19 protein-coding genes are annotated in these 13,739 nt (G+C 73.7%); 6 read left to right on the top strand and 13 right to left on the bottom strand.

The window, feature by feature from the left end; genetic code table 11:
• Window position 1: 1 nt before the first annotated feature.
• The 3 genes from ACFVU7_RS18025 (at window position 2) to ACFVU7_RS18035 (ending at window position 1,604) form a co-directional block, all read left to right on the top strand.
• Window positions 2-550 carry an RNA 2'-phosphotransferase gene (locus tag ACFVU7_RS18025; RefSeq protein WP_375873315.1) on the top strand — a complete coding sequence of 183 codons (549 nt, stop codon included), beginning with the start codon at window positions 2-4 and terminating at the stop codon, window positions 548-550.
• Between the two features lie 166 nt (window positions 551-716).
• On the top strand, window positions 717-1,100 hold the full coding sequence (locus ACFVU7_RS18030; RefSeq protein ID WP_049653522.1) for a DUF3099 domain-containing protein: 384 nt from the start codon (window positions 717-719) through the stop codon (window positions 1,098-1,100).
• Between the two features lie 264 nt (window positions 1,101-1,364).
• On the top strand, window positions 1,365-1,604 hold the full coding sequence (locus ACFVU7_RS18035; RefSeq protein ID WP_049653520.1) for a hypothetical protein: 240 nt from the start codon (window positions 1,365-1,367) through the stop codon (window positions 1,602-1,604).
• A 43-nt stretch (window positions 1,605-1,647) separates the two neighbouring features.
• On the opposite strand, the gene moaA is transcribed toward ACFVU7_RS18035, so the two are convergent.
• The 4 genes from moaA to ACFVU7_RS18055 all read right to left on the bottom strand — a co-directional run bounded on the left by moaA (window position 1,648) and on the right by ACFVU7_RS18055 (window position 6,013).
• Window positions 1,648-2,637: a GTP 3',8-cyclase MoaA gene (gene moaA, locus ACFVU7_RS18040; RefSeq protein ID WP_380737380.1), complete on the bottom strand. Its 990-nt coding sequence runs from the start codon at window positions 2,635-2,637 to the stop codon at window positions 1,648-1,650.
• Window positions 2,638-2,713: 76 nt separating this feature from the next.
• Entirely contained in the window at window positions 2,714-4,321 is a 1,608-nt protein-coding gene (locus ACFVU7_RS18045; protein ID WP_049653517.1) for a cation acetate symporter, read from the bottom strand.
• A complete protein-coding gene (locus ACFVU7_RS18050) occupies window positions 4,318-4,677 on the bottom strand; it encodes a DUF485 domain-containing protein (RefSeq protein ID WP_049653515.1) in 360 nt (119 codons plus the stop codon). The genes ACFVU7_RS18045 and ACFVU7_RS18050 overlap by 4 nt, the downstream gene beginning before the upstream one ends.
• A gap of 292 nt (window positions 4,678-4,969) precedes the next feature.
• The gene (locus tag ACFVU7_RS18055; protein ID WP_388045914.1) at window positions 4,970-6,013 is read right to left on the bottom strand and encodes a zinc-dependent alcohol dehydrogenase family protein; all 1,044 of its coding nucleotides are present in this window, start codon (window positions 6,011-6,013) and stop codon (window positions 4,970-4,972) included.
• A 125-nt stretch (window positions 6,014-6,138) separates the two neighbouring features.
• Here ACFVU7_RS18055 and ACFVU7_RS18060 point away from each other — a divergent pair, with 125 nt between their 5' ends.
• Window positions 6,139-7,134, top strand: a complete 996-nt coding sequence (locus ACFVU7_RS18060) for a DEDDh family exonuclease (RefSeq protein ID WP_074001603.1) — start codon at window positions 6,139-6,141, stop codon at window positions 7,132-7,134.
• A gap of 31 nt (window positions 7,135-7,165) precedes the next feature.
• Window positions 7,166-7,963 (top strand): SURF1 family protein, encoded by a 798-nt coding sequence (locus ACFVU7_RS18065; protein ID WP_049653507.1) that lies wholly within the window; start codon window positions 7,166-7,168, stop codon window positions 7,961-7,963.
• Here the strand turns inward: ACFVU7_RS18065 and trxA are convergent.
• Complete coding sequence (trxA, locus tag ACFVU7_RS18070; RefSeq protein ID WP_049653505.1) at window positions 7,960-8,292, bottom strand: thioredoxin; 333 nt, start codon at window positions 8,290-8,292, stop codon at window positions 7,960-7,962. The genes ACFVU7_RS18065 and trxA overlap by 4 nt on opposite strands.
• A 3-nt stretch (window positions 8,293-8,295) precedes the next feature.
• Window positions 8,296-8,703 carry a MerR family transcriptional regulator gene (locus ACFVU7_RS18075; RefSeq protein WP_049653502.1) on the bottom strand — a complete coding sequence of 136 codons (408 nt, stop codon included), beginning with the start codon at window positions 8,701-8,703 and terminating at the stop codon, window positions 8,296-8,298.
• Window positions 8,704-8,813: 110 nt separating this feature from the next.
• Between ACFVU7_RS18075 and ACFVU7_RS18080 the strand changes: the two genes are divergently transcribed.
• Window positions 8,814-9,575: an SDR family oxidoreductase gene (locus ACFVU7_RS18080; protein WP_388045916.1), complete on the top strand. Its 762-nt coding sequence runs from the start codon at window positions 8,814-8,816 to the stop codon at window positions 9,573-9,575.
• Between the two features lie 11 nt (window positions 9,576-9,586).
• Here ACFVU7_RS18080 and ACFVU7_RS18085 read toward each other — a convergent pair whose 3' ends face one another.
• From ACFVU7_RS18085 to ACFVU7_RS18115, 7 genes are all read right to left on the bottom strand, one after another.
• Complete coding sequence (locus ACFVU7_RS18085) at window positions 9,587-10,243, bottom strand: alkaline shock response membrane anchor protein AmaP (protein ID WP_388045917.1); 657 nt, start codon at window positions 10,241-10,243, stop codon at window positions 9,587-9,589.
• Window positions 10,240-10,893 carry a DUF6286 domain-containing protein gene (locus ACFVU7_RS18090; RefSeq protein WP_388045918.1) on the bottom strand — a complete coding sequence of 218 codons (654 nt, stop codon included), beginning with the start codon at window positions 10,891-10,893 and terminating at the stop codon, window positions 10,240-10,242. Before ACFVU7_RS18090 ends, ACFVU7_RS18085 begins: the two co-directional genes overlap by 4 nt.
• Window positions 10,890-11,207, bottom strand: a complete 318-nt coding sequence (locus ACFVU7_RS18095) for a hypothetical protein (protein WP_388045920.1) — start codon at window positions 11,205-11,207, stop codon at window positions 10,890-10,892. Before ACFVU7_RS18095 ends, ACFVU7_RS18090 begins: the two co-directional genes overlap by 4 nt.
• 95 nt (window positions 11,208-11,302) lie before the next feature.
• Complete coding sequence (locus tag ACFVU7_RS18100; RefSeq protein WP_049658455.1) at window positions 11,303-11,494, bottom strand: hypothetical protein; 192 nt, start codon at window positions 11,492-11,494, stop codon at window positions 11,303-11,305.
• Window positions 11,495-11,555: 61 nt separating this feature from the next.
• The gene (locus ACFVU7_RS18105; RefSeq protein ID WP_074001607.1) at window positions 11,556-12,044 is read right to left on the bottom strand and encodes an Asp23/Gls24 family envelope stress response protein; all 489 of its coding nucleotides are present in this window, start codon (window positions 12,042-12,044) and stop codon (window positions 11,556-11,558) included.
• 193 nt (window positions 12,045-12,237) lie between these two features.
• Window positions 12,238-13,044, bottom strand: coding sequence for an enoyl-CoA hydratase/isomerase family protein (locus ACFVU7_RS18110; protein WP_388045922.1), 807 nt, complete (start codon window positions 13,042-13,044; stop codon window positions 12,238-12,240).
• Window positions 13,045-13,345: 301 nt separating this feature from the next.
• Window positions 13,346-13,579 carry a helix-turn-helix domain-containing protein gene (locus tag ACFVU7_RS18115; protein WP_049658450.1) on the bottom strand — a complete coding sequence of 78 codons (234 nt, stop codon included), beginning with the start codon at window positions 13,577-13,579 and terminating at the stop codon, window positions 13,346-13,348.
• Window positions 13,580-13,739: the final 160 nt, after the last annotated feature.

Below are 13,739 nucleotides of genomic sequence, written 5' to 3' on the forward strand. Positions count from 1 at the left end.
GATGGACGAGAAGCGCCTGGTCAGGTCGAGCAAGATGCTGTCGCGGATCCTGCGGCACGAGCCCGGGCTGGCGGGGGTCGCGCTGGACGCGTCCGGCTGGGTCCGGGTCGACGAGCTGCTCGCCGGGCTCGCCGCCCGGGGCCGGCCGCTCACCCGCGCCGAGCTGGACCACGTCGTGGCGACCAACAACAAGCGCCGCTTCGGCTACTCGCCGGACGGTCTCTCGATCCGCGCCAACCAGGGCCACACGGTGGCGGTCGACCTCGGCCTGACCGCCACCGTGCCGCCGCCCGTGCTCTACCACGGCACCGCCGACCGGCACCTGGCGGCGATCTTCCGCGAGGGCCTGCGCCCGATGGCCCGCCAGGACGTCCACCTCTCGGCGGACACCGGGACGGCCACCGGGGTCGGCGCCCGGCACGGCCGTCCGGTGGTGCTGACCGTGAACGCGGCGGCGATGACGGCGGCCGGCCACGAGTTCCGGCTGAGCGAGAACGGCGTCTGGCTCACCGACGCCGTGCCCCCGCAGTACCTCTCCCGCCGCTCCTAGCGCCGCACCGCACCGCCGAGGGCCTGTCCGCTCCGCCGGACAGGCCCTTCGCGTACCCGACCGGGTGGGTGCGGCCCACCCGGTCTCGTCGCCGGGTGCGCCCGGGCGTACCGTGAGGAGGCCGCGCGGCCAGGCGCGCGGGTGCGCGACGAGGGCGGTAGGACACATGGGCAAGAGCGCCGACGACGGGCAGGTCTTCCGGATCACGGGGGCGCGCAGCAGCCTCACCGAGGACGTCCGGGGACGCCAGCGCCGCTACGTCATCTCGATGCTGCTCCGCACGGTCTGCGTGCTGCTCGCGGTGGTGCTGTGGGACGTCCAGCGCTGGCTGGCGTTCGCGGCGCTGGCGGGCGCCGTCCTGCTGCCGTACTTCGCGGTGCTGATCGCCAACGCGGGCCGGGAGCGGGCCCCGGGGCTGCCGAGCACCTTCGACATCCCGCTGGACACCCCGCTGATGCTCGGCCCCGGTGGGACGGGTGGGGCTGGTGCGAAGGCTGGTACAGGAGAGGCAAAGGCCGTTCCCACCGATCCTTCACAGGACGTGGACTGACCGTCCGTTTCATGCCGCTTCACCCCCGTCCGGCTCAGCGAAAGCTCAAAAGAAGCTCAGATTAATCATGCAAGACCTCCCCATCCGAGGGTCTTGGCGTGACATACTGCGTACGCGCTCCGCATCCCCCGTCGGAGCGACGGACCGACGCCGGGCGGCTCCCCCCGTGGCTGCCCGGCGTCGCCATGCCCGGATCCGGTCGGCCCGGACGGGCGTGACAGACTGGCGGTGCAGACCCACCCGCCAATCGCTGAGGACGGCCCGATGGACACCCCGCAGACGCCGATCTGCTCCGCCAAGGGCTGCCGGACGGACGCCGGCTGGGTGCTGGTGTGGAACAACCCCAAGCTGCACACCCCGGACCGCCGCAAGACCTGGCTCGCCTGCGACGGGCACCGCGAGCACCTGTCCCAGTTCCTCTCGGTGCGCGGCTTCCTCAAGGAGGTCGTCGCCTTCGCCGACTGGACCCCCGAGCCCGCCGAGGGCTCCGGGAAGCCGGCCTAGCGCCTGCCCGACCGGCCCGACCGGCCCAACCCGCTCGGCCCGCTCAGCCGCCGATCGCGGACATCGGCCGCTCGGGCTGGAGGAACTCCGGGTCGTCGATCCCGGCCCCGGCCTTCTTGCCCCACATCGCCGCCCGCCACAGCGCGGCCAGTTCGGCGTCGTCCGCGCCCGAGCGCAGCGCGGTGCGCAGGTCGGTCTCGCCGGTCGCGAACAGGCAGTTGCGCACCTGGCCGTCGGCGGTCAGCCGGGTGCGGTCGCAGGCCCGGCAGAACGGCCGGGTGACCGAGGCGATCACGCCCACCCGGCCCGGGCCGCCGTCCACCAGCCAGCGCTCGGCGGGTGCCGCGCCCCGGCTCGCGGACGGCTCCGGGGTGAGTGTGAAGCGGGTGCGCAGCAGGTCCAGGATCTCCGTCGCGGTGACCATCGACGTACGGTCCCAGCCGTGCTGGGCGTCCAGCGGCATCTGCTCGATGAAGCGCAGCTCGTAGCCCCGCTCCAGGCACCAGGCCAGCAGGTCGGCCGCCTCGTGGTCGTTGACCCCGCGCATCAGCACCGCGTTCAGCTTCACCGGTGCCAGCCCGGCGGCCTCGGCGGCGGCCAGCCCGTCCAAGACGTCCTGGTGGCGGTGGCGGCGGGTGAGGGTGTGGAACACCTCGGGGTCGAGGGTGTCCAGCGAGACGTTGACCCGGTCCAGGCCGGCCTCGCGCAGCGCCGTCGCGGTGCGGGCCAGTCCGATGCCGTTGGTGGTCAGCGAGAGCTCCGGGCGCGGCTCCAGCTCCGAACAGGCGGCGACGACGGCGATCAGTCCGGGACGCAGCAGCGGCTCGCCGCCGGTGAAGCGGACCTCGCGCACGCCCAGGTCGCGCACGGCCACGGTGACCAGCCGGACGATCTCCTCGTCGGTCAGCAGCTCGGGCTTGGCCAGCCACCGCAGGCCCTCCTCGGGCATGCAGTAGGTGCAGCGCAGGTTGCAGCGGTCCGTGAGGGAGACCCTCAGGTCGACGGCCTGGCGTCCGAAGGTGTCGAGCAGCACGTTCGTCCTTCCCCGAGATGCGGCCGGCCCGGCCACCGTCACGGCGGGCCGGGCCAGCATAGTCATCGCGGGACGATCAGTGGGCGCCCAGCCCGGTCAGCGAGCGGACCTCCAGTTCAGCGTACTTCGCCGCGTCGGGGCGTTCCCTGGACAGCAGCGTGCCGAGCCAGCCGGCCAGGAAGCCGACCGGGATGGAGACCAGGCCGGGGTTCTCCAGCGGGAACCAGTGGAAGTCGGAGTGCGGGAAGAGCGAGGTCTTCGCGCCGGAGACCACCGGGGAGAAGACCACCAGCGTCACCGAGGTGAGCAGTCCGGCGTAGACCGAGCTGACCGCGCCGACGGTGGTGAAGCGCTTCCAGAACAGCGAGTAGAGCAGGGTGGGCAGGTTCGCCGAGGCGGCGACGGCGAAGGCCAGCGCGACCAGGGCGGCGGTGTTGAGCTTGTCCGCGAAGAGGCTGAGCACGATCGCCACCGCCCCGATCGCGACCGCGGCCCACTTCGCCGACCGCACCTCCTCCTTCTCGCTCGCCTTCCCGCGCCGGATCACGTTGGCGTAGAGGTCGTGGGCGAAGGAGGCCGAGGAGGCGAGCGTGAGCCCGGCGACCACGGCCAGGATGGTGGCGAAGGCGACCGCCGAGATCACCGCGAGCAGGATCGCGCCGCCGGTGCTCCCGGCGCCCCCGCCGAGCGCCTCGGCCAGCTGCGGGGCCGCGGTGTTGCCCGCCGCGTTCGCCGCCTTGATCGCCTTGGAGCCGACCAACGCGGCCGCGCCGAAGCCGAGCGCCAGGGTCATCAGGTAGAAGACGCCGATGATGCCGATCGCCCAGAGCACCGACTTCCGGGCCGCCTTGGCGGTGGGCACGGTGTAGAAGCGGACCAGGATGTGCGGCAGGCCGGCGGTGCCGAGCACCAGCGCGATGCCGAGGCTGATGAAGTCGAGCTTGGCGGTGCCGCTGCCGTACTTCTGCCCCGGTTGGAGGAAGGCCTCGCCCTTGCCGCTCGCGCTCGCCGCCGCGCCGAGCAGTTCGGAGGGGTTGAAGTGGTACTTGGCCAGCACCAGGACGGTCATCAGCGCGGCGCCGGCGATCAGCAGCACCGCCTTGACGATCTGCACCCAGGTGGTGCCCTTCATCCCTCCTATCACCACGTAGACGATCATCAGCGCGCCGACCCCGACGATGGTCCAGCGCTTGGCGGCGCCCCCCTCGGCCCCCAGCAGCAGGGCCACCAGGGTGCCGGCGCCGACCATCTGGGCGAGCAGGTAGAAGATCGACACCACGATGGTGGAGACGCCCGCCGCGGTGCGCACCGGGCGCTGGCGCATCCGGAACGCGAGCACGTCCGCCATCGTGAAGCGGCCGGAGTTGCGCAGCGGTTCGGCGATCAGCAGCAGGGCGACCAGCCAGGCGACCAGGAAGCCGATCGAGTAGAGGAAGCCGTCGTAGCCGCTGAGCGCGATGGTCCCGGCGATGCCGAGGAAGGAGGCGGCGGACATGTAGTCGCCGGAGATGGCCAGGCCGTTCTGGAAGCCGGTGAAGCCGCGGCCGCCGGCGTAGAAGTCGGCGGCGCTCCTGGTCTGCCGCCCGGCCCAGACGGTGATGCCGAGGGTGGCGAGGACGAACACGCCGAACAGGGCCATCGTCAGGCCGCGGTGCTCGGTGGCGGAGCTGGCGAGCAGGCTCATTCGGCGGACTCCCGGGGAGCGTGGACGACGGCGCCGTGCGCCTCGCGGATCGCCGCGGCTGGCGGGTCGATCCGCCGGTCCGCGTAGCGGGCGTACCAGGCGGCGATGGCGAAGGTGGTCACGAACTGCAGCAGCCCGAGGACCAGGGCCACGTTGACGTGCCCGAGGACCTTGGTGCGCATCAGTCCCGGGGCGTAGCAGGAGAGCAGGACGTAGAACAGGTACCAGAGCACGAAGCCGATGGTGACCGGGAAGGCGAAGCTCCGGAACGAGCGCCGCAGCGTACGGAACTCCTCGCTGTCGTCGATGAGTTGGGCTTCCGTGGCGGCGGTGGTGGTGAGCGGCGGCGAATCCACGCTGTCTCACTCCTTCGGCGTATTTGTCACACGGGGGGAACGATCGAACGTGAGGGGCATCACATGTCTGGTGTGCGCCGCGCAATGCTAGGAGCGTCCTGCCCGCCCCGGAAGGGGTTGACCGCGATCAGTCGACCGTTCACCCCCTCGCACCATCCGATTGGCCGAAAAACAGCCCATCCCAGCGACCGCACCGCCCACGATCGGCCCCCGGAACCTCCCCGGAGAACGGCTCCGGCCCGTGCCGCGCCCCGAACGGGGCGGCACGGGCCGGAGCCGGGAGGCCGACGCCTCAGAAGGCGATCCGCACCTTCAGGGCCGAGCGGTCGTCCATCGCGCGGTAGCCGTCCGGAACGCCGTCCAGGGCGACGGTCCGGTCGAAGACCAGGCCCGGCTCGATGGCGCCCGAGAGGACGTCCGGCAGCAGCTCGGGGATGTACGCGCGGGCCGGGGCGACGCCGCCGTTCAGCGAAACGTTCCGGCCGAACATCTGACCGATGTCGACGCCCGCGCTGCCGCCGTGCGGCACCCCGACGTAGCCCACCGCGCCGCCGTCCCGGGCTATCGAGACGGCCGTCCGCATCGACTCCTCGGTGCCGACCGCCTCCAGCACCGCGTGCGCGCCCTGCCCGCCGGTCAGCTCCTTCACCGCCTCGACCGCGGCCTCGCCGCGCTCCGCCACCACGTCCGTCGCACCGAAGCGGCGGGCCAGCTCGGTGCGGGCCGTGTGCCGGCCCAGCGCGATGATCCGGCCCGCGCCCAGCCGGTGCGCCGCCAGGACGCCGCACAGGCCCACCGCGCCGTCGCCGACCACCGCGACCGTCGCCCCGGGCCGCACCCGCGCCGAGACCGCCGCGTGGTGCCCGGTGGACATCACGTCGGACAGCGCCAGCAGCCCGGGCAGCAGCTTCTCGTCGCCCGCCGCCTCCTTCGGCAGCTTCACCAGCGTCCCGTCCGCGAACGGCACCCGCACCGCCTCGCCCTGGCCGCCGTCCGAACCGACCTGCCCCCAGAACCCGCCGTGCGGGCAGGAGGTCTGGAGGCCTTCGAGACAGAAGTCACACACGCCGTCCGACCAGACGAACGGCGCCACCACGAAGTCGCCCTTGGCGAAGCCGCGCACCTCGGCGCCGACCTCCTCGACCACGCCGAGGAACTCGTGCCCGATCCGCTGCCCGGCCACCCGCTGCGCGACCCCGCGGTACGCCCACAGGTCGCTGCCGCAGATACAGGCGTTCACCACCCGGAGCACCACGTCCGTCGGGTACTGGATCACCGGGTCCGGGACTTCTTCGATCCGGATGTCGTTGGGGCCGTGAATCACGGTGGCACGCATGCGCTGTTCCTTAGCTGAACGGTCTCGACCAGGTGTACGACACCCCCGCTGACCACTCTATTCCGGCCGGTCGGTCGGAACATTCCGGCCGGAGCCCCCCGCCCGGCCCCTTATCCTGTTGGACCATGCAACCGATCCAGCCCGAGACGTACGGAGCGCCGCGGACCGCCCCGGTCCCCGCGCAGCGCTCCGCCGCCCCCGCCGGGGGCTTCGCGGTCGTCGACGTCGAGACCACCGGTCTCGGCCGCTCGGACCGCGTCATCTCGGCGGGCGTCTACCAGCTGGACCCGGACGGCGAGGTCGTCGACCACTGGTACACCCTGGTCAACCCCGAGCGGGACCCCGGCCCGGTCTGGATCCACGGCCTCACCGCCGAGCTGCTCGCCACCGCCCCGACCTTCCCGCAGATCGCCGAGGAGTTCGCCGCGCGCCTGCACGACCGCGTCCTGGTCGCGCACAACGCGCTCTTCGACTGGAACATGATCTCCCGCGAGTTCTCCCGGGCCGGCCTGCGCGCCCCGGTCGAGCAGCGGCTGTGCACCATGGTCCTCTCCCGCGACCTGCGCCTGCCGCTGCCCAACGGCAAGCTGTCCTCGCTCGCCGCCCACTTCGGCGTCCGGCAGCGCCACGCCCACAACGCCCTGGACGACGCCCGGGTGCTCGCCGAGGCCTTCCGCCCCAGCCTGCACCTCGCCCGCGACGGCGGCGTGCCGCTGCCGCTGCAGAACTGCGTCGCGGTCACCGACCTCGGTGAGGAGGAGCCCGCCGCCCCCGGCCGCGGCAACTGGACCGGCGCCTCGTACCGCCAGGCCAAGAAGCGCCCGCCCTGCCCGTACCCCAACCCGGGGCGCTGGCAGGACGGCAAGCCGCTGGTCCAGGGCATGCGGGTGGCCATCACCGGCGACACCGCCACCGACCGCGAGGTCCTGGAGGACCGCGCGGTCGAGGCCGGCCTGCACATCGCCACCTCGGTGAGCCGCCTCACCAGCCTGCTGGTCACCAACGAGCCGGACAGCTGGAGCGGCAAGGCCCGCAAGGCCCGCGAGGTCGGCACCCCCGTCGTCGGCGAGGACGCCTTCCTCCAACTGCTGCGCGAGGTCGCCCCGCACCCCGGTGCGTGAGCCCGTTGTGAGGTCGGCGTACCGTTCCCATGTGTACCGTTTTCTGCTGACCCGACAGTGGCTGATCACCATGCTGGTCGCGCTGCTGCTGATCCCCGCGACGATCAAGCTGGGCTTCTGGCAGCTTCACCGCCACGAGGCACGGGTGGCCCGGAACGAGCTGATCGGCCAGGCCCTCACGGCCGCGCCGGTCCCCTTCGACACCCTGTCGCCGACCCCCGGCTTCGCGGTCCCCAAGGACCTCACCTGGCGCACGGTGACCGCCACCGGACAGTACGACCCGGCACACGAGTTCGTGGTCCGCAAGCGGACCGACTCCAGCGGGACCATCGGCTACTTCGTCGTGACCCCGTTCCGGCTCGCCGACGGCAAGGGCACCCTCCTGGTCAACCGCGGCTGGGTCGCCTCCGGCAACGGCGCCACCGAGTACCCGCCCGTCCCGGCCACCCCCGCCGGCGAGGTCGCCCTCACCGGCCGCCTGCGCGCCGAGGAGACCTACGGCGCCAGCGGCATCAAGGACCGCACCGGCCTGCCCGACCGCCAGTTCAACCTGATCAACACCGACGAGCAGGCCAAGCGGACCGGCGCCCCCCTCCTCGGCGGCTACCTCGAACTCGCCGGCACCACCCCGGCCCCGGCCGACCAGCCCCAGCTGGTCCCCGAGCCCAACCACTCCGACATCGGCCCGCACATGGCCTACGCCATCCAGTGGTGGCTGTTCACCGCGATGATCCCGGTCGGCGTCTGGGTCCTCGCCCGCCGCGAGGCCAAGGACCGCGCCAAGCAGGCCGCCGAGGCCGAGGTCGCGCTCGACGCCGTCCCCGCCTAGAGGACGTCCTCCAGCTCCCGCAGCAGCCGCGCCTTCGCCCGCGCCCCCACCACCGACCGCACCGGCTGTCCGCCCCGGAACACCATCAGCGTCGGCATCGACAGCACCCCGTACGCCGCCTGGGTCCGCGGGTTGTGGTCCACGTCCAGGCTCACCACCCGCACCCGGTGCGCCTCCTCCCGCGCGATGTCCGCCAGCACCGGCGCCATCATCCGGCAGGGCGGGCACCAGTCCGCCGTGAAGTCCACCAGCACCGGACCCTCGGCCGCCAGCACCTCCGCGGCGAACGTCTCGTCCGTCACCGCCGGCACACCCGCGATCTCCACCACCGTCTACTCCTTCGCCAGTTCACAATGGGGCGGTTCCTCGACGGCGGCCAGCTCGTCCCGCGCCCGTACGGCCCGGTCGAACTGCCCCGCCACCTGCGCCCTTACGTCCTGGAGCCGGGCGATGCACTCGTCCAGCTCCCCCAGCTTCCGCCGGTACACCTCCAGCGAGGCCGGACACGAGTCCCCCTCCGGGTGCCCCGCCCGCAGGCACTCCACGAACGGCCTGGTCTCCTCCAGCCCGAACCCGAAGTCCTGCAGCATCCGGATCTCGCGCAGCAGCCTGAGGTCCGCCTCGTCGTACGCCCGGTACCCGTTGCCCGCCCGCCGGGCCGGCAACAACCCCAACTGCTCGTAGTACCGCAACGCCCGCGTGGTCGTCCCCGCCCGCTCCGCCAACTCCCCGATCCGCATGCCGAACCACTCCTCCCGCACTTCCGACGACGACCGTAAACCTTCCCCCCGGCGTCAACGCCAGCCCCCTCGACCCGCTCCCCACCCTCCACACCGGGCACTATGTCCCCATGGATCTCGGACTGAAGGACAAGGCCTACATCGTCACCGGCGCCACCCGGGGCCTCGGCCTCGCGAGCGCCCGCGAACTCGTCGCCGACGGCGCCCGCGTGCTCGTCAGCGGCCGCACCCGGCAAGCCGTCGACACCGCCGTCGCCGGGCTCGAGACCCTCGGCACCGCCCACGGCCTCGTCGCCGACAACGCCGACCCCGACACCCCCGAGCGCCTCATCGCCGAGGCCCGGCACCGCTTCGGCCGGCTCGACGGCATCCTGATCAGCGTCGGCGGCCCCCAGGCCGGCCCCGTGGAGACCACCCCCGAGGAGGCCTGGCGGGACGCCTTCGAGTCCGTCTTCCTCGGCGCCCTCCGCCTCGCCCGCGCCACCGCCGCCGCGCTCCCCGACGGCGGGGTGATCGCCTTCGTGCTCTCCAGCTCGGTCCGCCAGCCGATCCCCGGCCTGGGCATCTCCAACGGTCTGCGCCCGGGTCTCGCCATGGCCGCCAAGGCCCTCGCCGACGAGCTCGGCCCGCGCGGCATCCGGGTGCTCGGCCTGCTCCCGGCCCGGATCGACACCGACCGGGTCCGCGAACTCGACGGCCTCGCCGCCGACTCCGACGCAGCCCGCGCCCAGGCCACCGCCTCGATCCCGCTGGGCCGCTACGGCACCCCCGAGGAGTTCGGCAAGGTCGCCGCCTTCCTGCTCTCCCCCGCCGCCTCCTACCTGACCGGCATCATGGTCCCCGTCGACGGCGGCGCCCTCCGCGGCCTCTGAGCCCGACCCGCCTACTCCACCCGCGCCTGCCCGCGCCCCCGCCGACCGCGCCGCCCCCGCCCGGGCCGCGGCTCGGCGTGGGCCGCCTGGAGGACCCGGATCCGCAGGTCGGCCGGCAGCTCCGCCAGCCGCAGGCTCCCGCACGCGTCCGTCCGGGGCCCGTCCTCGAAGTGCTCCACCAGCGCGGCCGGATCCCCGCCCGGCCGCAGCCGCACCGCCCCGCGCAGCCTCGGGTGCCCCGGCGCCCGCACCAGCCGCACCCCGGCCCGTTCGACGTCCGGCAGCACCGCCGTCCCGTTCTCCAGCGCCTCCTCCAACGCCCGCGCACCGACCCGCAGCCGCAGCCCGCTCACCCCCGGCGTCGGCACCGCGATGCTCGACAGCCCGCTGCGCCGCAGCTGCGCCACCAGCCACCACGCCATCCCCGCCACCAGGGCGGTCAGTCCGCCGATCACCGTCGGCCACCACCACGACGACGCCACCCACCGCCCCCGGGACCGCGCGCTCACCACCGGCTGGTCGGGTGAGGTGAGCGGCCACCACTGCGGCGGGTCGACGCCCAGCCGCCGGTACAGGTCGAGCCCGCCCGCCAGCACCAGCACCCCGGCCGCCAGCAGCGCCGCCCCCACCACCCCCAGCACCACCCGGTTGACGACCGTCCTCCTCACCCGGCCGCCCCCTCGCCGCCGGCCGCCCCGGCCCCCGTCCCGGACCCGGTGGTCCCCGCCCCCGGGTCCTCCCCCAGCACGCCCCCGGCCCCCCGCCCCGTCCGCACGTCCAACCGCAGCGGCCGCCCCAGCCCCACCCGCTCCAGCTCGTCCCGCAACTGCCGCTGCACCAGCGCCGGGTCCGCCACCCCCTCCAGCGAGATCCGGACCCGCCGCCGCCCGACCCGGATCCGCAGGCGGTCGATCCCGTCCAGGCCCGCCGCCCGGTCCGCCAGCAGGTGTCCGACCCCGGCCCGGTCGACGGCCGCGGTCGTCCCCCCGTAGGGCCGCAGCACGAGCCACCGTCGCAGCCCGGGCGCGACGGCGAGCCACAGCAGCCACCCGCCGAGCGCGGTCGCCGCCCCGGCCCCCACCAGCACCGCCAGGTCGTCGAGGTGGCGGGTCGCCAGCTCGTCCGCGATCTGCGCCCGCCACCGCCGCGCCGGCTGCCCCACCCGTACGGCGACCACGTCGTACAGCAGCGCCCCCGCCACCACCAGCACCGCCGTCGCCACCAGGGCCGCCGCGGCCGTACGGGGCGCCCGCAGCCACCTGACCTTCTCCGGCCGGGCCCCCGGCACCGCCTCCGTTCCGGGCACCTCCTCGGTCACGAGGCGCCCCCCGTCACCAACTTCTCGACCACGACGACGACTTCCGACACCCTCGTCCCGGTCAGCCCCACCACCCGCTCCGCGATCCGCTTCCGAACGGCCCCGGCCAGCGCCGCGATGTCCGAGGGGAACGGCAGCTCGACCGCCACCCGGACCGTCACCGTGCTCCCCGGTACGGTCACCGAGACGTGCGGCGGCGCCCCCTTCGCCCGCCCGGCGGGCCAGGCCTCGGTCAGCACCTCCCGGACGGCCCGGGCCGCGATCCGCGCGTACACCCGGTCGGCGACCCGGAGCCGCCCCCGGCGCCCCGGCACGGAACCGGAACCGGAACCAGAACCGGAACCCGGGCCGGGGCCCGGCACGGCACCCGACCCGGAGAGCGCGGCCGGAGCCGACGCGGGGCCCGCCATCAGCGGCGCCGGTCGCGGCCGCGGAGCAGGTCCCCGAGTTCGCCCAGCTCGATGTCGCCCTCCAGCAGGCGCCCGAGCACGAATCCGACCAGCCCGAGCGCGGCCACCAGCAGGAAGGCCGCGAACCCGCCGAAGTACCCGGCGAAGCCGAGGGCCATGCCCACCACCAGGCCGACGATGGCCAGGTTCATCCGCTACTCCCTCGTGTCCCGCTGCCTCGTCGGGTCCGCCGTCGGCCCGCCGCCGAACGCGCTACTTGAGCTTCGGCCGCTGCCCGGAGGGCGCCACCGGCTCCTCTTCCTCCTCGAACTCCGGTTCGTCCGGGAGGTGGACGTCGTTGACCGCGATGTTGACCTCGACGACCTCCAGGCCGGTCATCCGTTCCACCGCGTTGATGATGTTCTCCCGCACCTGGCGGGCGAGTTCGGGAATGACCACGCCGTACTCCACCACCAGGGCGATGTCGATCGCGGTCTGCTTCTCGCCGACCTCCGCCTTGATGCCCCGCCCGACGCTGGGCTTGCCGCCGGGCACCCGGTCCCGCATCGCGCCGAAGGTGCGGGCGAGCCCGGAGCCGAGCGCGTGGATCCCGGCGACCTCGCGGGCCGCCATCCCGGCGATCTTCTCCACCACGCCGACGGCCAGCGCGGTGCGGCCACGCTCCCCCACCGGCTTGGCACCGCCGCCGGCCCCCGGCGGACCGGGGTTCGGGGCGCTGCCGCTGCCGGTGTGCTTGGGCATGGTCGCGGGCGTCGGAGTGTCAGGCATGGGTGCTTCTCCCGTCGTACGGCACCAGCTATATCGCAAACCTCCCCAACTCTGGCATTTCGCCACGATCCCCGCCCGGCGAGCACCGGCGGCCCGCCGGGGGCACGGGAAAGGGCCCGGCCCGGGGGAATCTCCCCGGGCCGGGCCCCGCGTCATCACCGTGCGGTCAGTCGCCGATCCCGGCGAGCTCCCGCAGCCGACGGGCCTGCGCCGCCCGTTCGGCCGAACGCTGCTCGTCGAAGGAGCGCCCGGCGGCGCCCTGCAGCAGCGCCTTGGTCTCGATCACCGCGCCGCGCGGAGCGGCCAGCAGCGCCGCCGCGAGGTCCCGGGCGGCGGCGTCCAGCTCCTCGCCCGGCACCACCAGGTTGGCCAGTCCGATCGCGGCGGCCTCCTCGGCCCCCACCCAGCGGCCGGTTGCGCAGATCTCCAGCGCCCGCGCGTAGCCGACGAGTTCGGTGAGCGGCTTGGTGCCGGCCAGGTCCGGGACGAGGCCCAGCGAGGTCTCCTTCATCGCGAACCGGACGTCCTCGGCGACCACCCGCAGGTCGCAGCCGAGGGCCAGCTGGAAGCCCGCGCCGACGGCGTGACCCTGGACCGCCGCGATGGAGACCAGGTCCGGGCGGCGCCACCAGGTGAAGGCCTCCTGGTACGAGGCGATGGCGGCGTCCAGCTCCTGGTCGGTGGAGGCGGCGAGCTGGAGGAAGGTGGGCTCGCCCGGGATGCCCTCGGGGGTGAACATGGCCCGGTCCAGCCCGGCGGAGAAGGAGACCCCCTCCGCGCGCAGCAGCACCACCCGGACGCTGCCGGGAAGGTCGCTCCCGGCGGCGGCGAGGGCGCGCCAGAGCGCGGGCGACTGGGCGTTGCGCCGCTTGGGTCGGCACAGGGTGACGACGGCGAGTTCACCGTCGATCTCCAGGCGGACGCCGTCCCGCTCCCAGCTCGGGGCCTGCGGGTCGGTGGCGGGAGCGGTCATGCGGGGAACCTCCGGTGGCGAGGGACGTGGCTACCGGAGAGTAACAAACCTCGACGCGCAAGGGCAGGGGCCCCGACCGGGAAGGATCGACGGGGCCCGGGGCACTCGGCGGGGGAGCGAAGGAGACGGTCCCGGGAGAAATGAACGGACTTCGGAAAACGGGGGACGGACGACACCCCGGACATGACGATCGGCGGCCGGTCCACACGACCCGAGGGCGGACGCCCGGCTGAATGGTCAACCGTCGTCTCCTCGGTCGGCGTCCTGCCGCCGCGTCATCCAGCCAATGGCTGACGAACCGTCAGGAACTGGCCCCGGCAGTCGCTTTGTTCTTGCCCCGCGTGGCACCGCCGCGGCCCCGGAGAATGACTCCGGATTCGCTCAGCATCCGGTGCACGAAGCCGTACGAACGACCGGTCTCCTCCGCGAGAGCGCGAATGCTCGCCCCGGAGTCGTACTTCTTCTTGAGATCGGCCGCGAGCTTCTCACGCGCGGCACCGGTCACCCGGCTGCCCTTTTTCAGAGTCTCGGCCACCCGTGCCTCCTCGTAGCGTTGCTCGGTCAGATTCCCATGATCACCCATCCACCGCGTCCTGGCCACCCATTCGACAAGGTCGATGTCGGAATTGCGTGGTCCACCGGTGGTGATCCGAGCGCAGCAGGGCGCTCACACAGAGTGCGCGCCCCCGGACTGA

It is taken from the genome of Kitasatospora sp. NPDC058046, assembly GCF_042885595.1.
GTDB lineage: Bacteria > Actinomycetota > Actinomycetes > Streptomycetales > Streptomycetaceae > Kitasatospora.